Here is a 3053-nt window from a genome sequence, read left to right as displayed (position 1 = left end):
CCTTGGAGGCGCGCAGGGTGGAGCGGCGGTGGACGATGGTGACCGAGCGGGCGAAGCGGGTGAGGAAGGTGGCCTCTTCCATGGCGGTGTCGCCGCCGCCGACCACGACGATGTCGCGGTCGCGGAAGAAGAACCCGTCGCAGGTCGCGCACCAGGACACCCCGCGCCCGGAGAGCTCGTCTTCCTTGGGCAGGCCGAGTTTGCGGTAGCCGGAGCCGGTCGCGATGATCACGGACTTCGCGCGGTGGACGGTCCCCTCGGAGTCGGTGACCTCCTTGATGGCGCCGGTGAGGTTCACGGAGACGATGTCGTCGTCGATCATCTCGGCGCCGAACTTCTCGGCCTGGGCCCGCATGTTGACCATGAGGTCGGGCCCGTCGATCCCGTCGGGGAAGCCGGGGAAGTTCTCCACCTCGGTGGTGGTGGTGAGGGAGCCGCCGACGAAGATGGAGCTGCCGAAGAGCAAGGGTTTCAGCTGTGCGCGGGCGGTGTAGAGGGCGGCGGTGTATCCGGCGGGGCCGGAGCCTATGACGATGACGTCGCGGACGTCGTCGGTCGGGGTCGTCTCGGTCACGTCAGGTGCCTCAGGCCTTCGACTTGGCGTCGATCTCAGCGATCAGGCCCTCGATGAGGCTCTTGATCTCGTCGCGGATGGGGCGGACGGCCTCGACGCCTTGGCCGGCCGGGTCCTCGAGCTGCCAGTCGAGGTAGGTCTTGCCGGGGAAGTACGGGCAGGCGTCGCCGCAGCCCATCGTGATGATGTAGTCCGAGGCCTGGGCGGCCTCGGGGGTGAGGACCTTCGGCTTCTGGTCGGAGATGTCGATGCCCAGCTCGGCCATGGCAGCGACGGCGGAGGGGTTGATCTTGTCTCCGGGGACCGAGCCGGCGGAGCGGACCTCGACGCGGTCACCGGCGAGGTGGCGCAGGAACCCGGCCGCCATCTGGGAGCGGCCCGCGTTGTGGATGCAGACAAACAGGACGGAGGCGGCAGGAGCGGTGGACATCTGTTCTTCCTTGGGGTGAGGCGACTGCGGTGGGGATGCGTGGGGGTCAGGGGGCGAGCTGGGTGAGGAGCTCGGTGATGTGGGCGTTGATGGCGTCGCGGATGTCGCGGACGACGGCGATCGGCGCCCCGTCGGGGTCGGCGACGGGCCAGTCGAGGTAGCGGCGGCCGGGGACGACGGGGCAGGCGTCGCCGCATCCCATTGTGATCACGATGTCGGCGGCTTGGACGACCTCTTCGGTCAGCGGCTTGGGGTAGGCGTCGGCCGGGTCCACGCCTGCCTCGGTCAGCGCCTGGGTGATGTGCGGCGCGACCTCGTCTGCGGGGTGGGTGCCTGCGGAGGAGACGGTGACGGCATCGCCTGCCCGGTGGGCGAGAAGGGCGGCGGCCATCTGGGAGCGGCCTGCGTTGCGGCTGCACACGAACAGTACCCGTGTCGGCCCGCTCGTCAGCCCCTGGGTGTGGGCGAGGGCGTCGAGGCGTTCGGCGGTCAGCCGTTCCGCCAGCACGACCAGGTGGGTGCGGATCCGTGCCTGCTCGGCGAGACGCGTGTAGGAGTCGGCGAGCAGGCCCAGCACGGTTTCCGGCGCGAAGTGGCCGGCGTAGCGGGTGGCGAGACGGGCTGCCCCGGCGGCCAGGCGTTCGTCCGGCAGGAGGGGCGAGGAAGGCGAGGGCATGGCGATCCCGTCCAAAGGAGCCAATAGGATCAGCTCGGGCTGGTGTCAGCCCCAACTGATGTGACAGTATCAGTCCATGATGACGTCAGTCGACACTGATCTGATCCGGGTTCTGGCCGACCCGCTCAGGCTCCAGATCGTGACCCTGCTCGCTCGCGAGACGCTCTGCACCACCCACCTGGTGGAGGAGACGGGCGCCAAGCAGACGAACCTCTCCAACCACCTGAAGGTGCTGCGCGAGGCCGGGGTCGTGGATACGGAGCCATGCGGGAGGTACATCTACTACCGCCTGCGCCCGGAAGTCATCGAAGCCCTCGCCGGTCAGTTCGCCGACCTCGCCCAGACCGCGCGAGCCACCGCAGAAGCGAACCTCAAGCGGTCCTGCCCATAGCCTTCCGCGCTTTGCCTCACCTGCCCGAGGAGAACCTGCCTTGACCGCCACCGAGCCCGCCGCGAGCGACGCCATAGCCCCCGCCGACACGGCGCCGCAGCCCGCGCCCGGCGCGACTCCGCCCCGTACCCCGCTGATCGCCCGCGCGGCCGCCGAGCTGGTAGGCACAGCCGCCTTGGTCGCGATCGTGGTCGGCTCCGGCATCCAGGCCACGAAGCTCACCGACGACGTCGCGCTGCAGCTGCTGGCCAACTCCACCGCCACCGTCTTCGGCCTCGGCGTCCTGATCGCCCTCCTCGGGCCGGTCTCCGGCGCCCACTTCAACCCTGCCGTCACCCTGGCCGAGTGGTGGACCGCCCGCCGCGGCGGCGCCGGCGTCACCGCCCGCGAGCTCGCCGTCTACGTGCCCTCGCAGATCGCCGGCGCGATCGCGGGCGCGATCCTGGCGGACGCGATGTTCGGGGAGCCGCTGGTGAAGTGGTCGCAGCACGACCGCTCGGCCGGCAACCTCCTCCTCGGCGAGGTCGTCGCGACCGCCGGCCTGATCCTGCTGATCTTCGGCCTGGCGCGCACGGACAGGCTCCGCTTCGCGCCGGTCGCGGTCGCCTCGTACATCGGCGCCGCGTACTGGTTCACCTCCTCCACCTCCTTCGCCAACCCGGCGGTCACCATCGGCCGCGCCTTCACCGACACCTTCGCGGGCATCGCCCCGGCCTCGGTGCCCGGCTTCATCGCCATGCAGCTGATCGGTGCCGCAGTGGGTCTGGCCTTGGTGGCGGTCATCTTCATGCGCGGCAAGACCGGCTCCGGGACGACCGCCGCATGACGCAGCGCACCGACGTGGTGGTGATCGGCGGCGGCCAGTCCGGGCTCGCCGCCGGCTACCACCTGCGCCGTCTGGGCGTCGAGCACGTCAAAACCAACAGCCACACCGGGCCCCGGCGGACCCGCCAACCCCACACTCAGCGAGTTCAAAAAAAAC

General features: G+C 70.3%; 5 protein-coding genes. 2 read left to right on the top strand and 3 right to left on the bottom strand.

The features are described 5' to 3' along the window. The 3 genes from ACFWP3_RS41815 to ACFWP3_RS41805 form a co-directional block, all read right to left on the bottom strand. A partial coding sequence (locus ACFWP3_RS41815; RefSeq protein WP_384232193.1) for an NAD(P)/FAD-dependent oxidoreductase occupies window positions 1-574 on the bottom strand: 574 nt, incomplete at its 3' end. 10 nt (window positions 575-584) lie between these two features. Beyond that, window positions 585-1004 (bottom strand): arsenate reductase ArsC, encoded by a 420-nt coding sequence (locus ACFWP3_RS41810; protein WP_384232192.1) that lies wholly within the window; start codon window positions 1002-1004, stop codon window positions 585-587. Window positions 1005-1050: 46 nt separating this feature from the next. Beyond that, on the bottom strand, window positions 1051-1680 hold the full coding sequence (locus tag ACFWP3_RS41805) for a low molecular weight phosphatase family protein (RefSeq protein ID WP_384232191.1): 630 nt from the start codon (window positions 1678-1680) through the stop codon (window positions 1051-1053). 76 nt (window positions 1681-1756) lie between these two features. Between ACFWP3_RS41805 and ACFWP3_RS41800 the strand changes: the two genes are divergently transcribed. Both ACFWP3_RS41800 and ACFWP3_RS41795 read left to right on the top strand, forming a co-directional pair. Beyond that, entirely contained in the window at window positions 1757-2071 is a 315-nt protein-coding gene (locus ACFWP3_RS41800) for a helix-turn-helix transcriptional regulator (protein ID WP_030861974.1), read from the top strand. 40 nt (window positions 2072-2111) lie between these two features. Continuing rightward, the gene (locus ACFWP3_RS41795; protein WP_384232189.1) at window positions 2112-2897 is read left to right on the top strand and encodes an aquaporin; all 786 of its coding nucleotides are present in this window, start codon (window positions 2112-2114) and stop codon (window positions 2895-2897) included. The last annotated feature ends 156 nt before the right edge of the window (window positions 2898-3053 follow it).

Source organism: Streptomyces sp. NPDC058525, assembly GCF_042719495.1.
GTDB lineage: Bacteria > Actinomycetota > Actinomycetes > Streptomycetales > Streptomycetaceae > Streptomyces.
The sequence above is the reverse complement of the archived record's forward strand: the minus strand, read 5'-3'. Positions and strand labels throughout refer to the sequence as shown.

Bases quoted from the DNA above. Each gene is read 5' to 3' on its own strand.
- ACFWP3_RS41810 (WP_384232192.1), bottom strand. From the start codon at position 1,004: ATGTCCACCGCTCCTGCCGCCTCCGTCCTGTTTGTCTGCATCCACAAC.
- ACFWP3_RS41800 (WP_030861974.1), top strand. From the start codon at position 1,757: ATGATGACGTCAGTCGACACTGATCTGATCCGGGTTCTGGCCGACCCG.
- ACFWP3_RS41805 (WP_384232191.1), bottom strand. From the start codon at position 1,680: ATGCCCTCGCCTTCCTCGCCCCTCCTGCCGGACGAACGCCTGGCCGCC.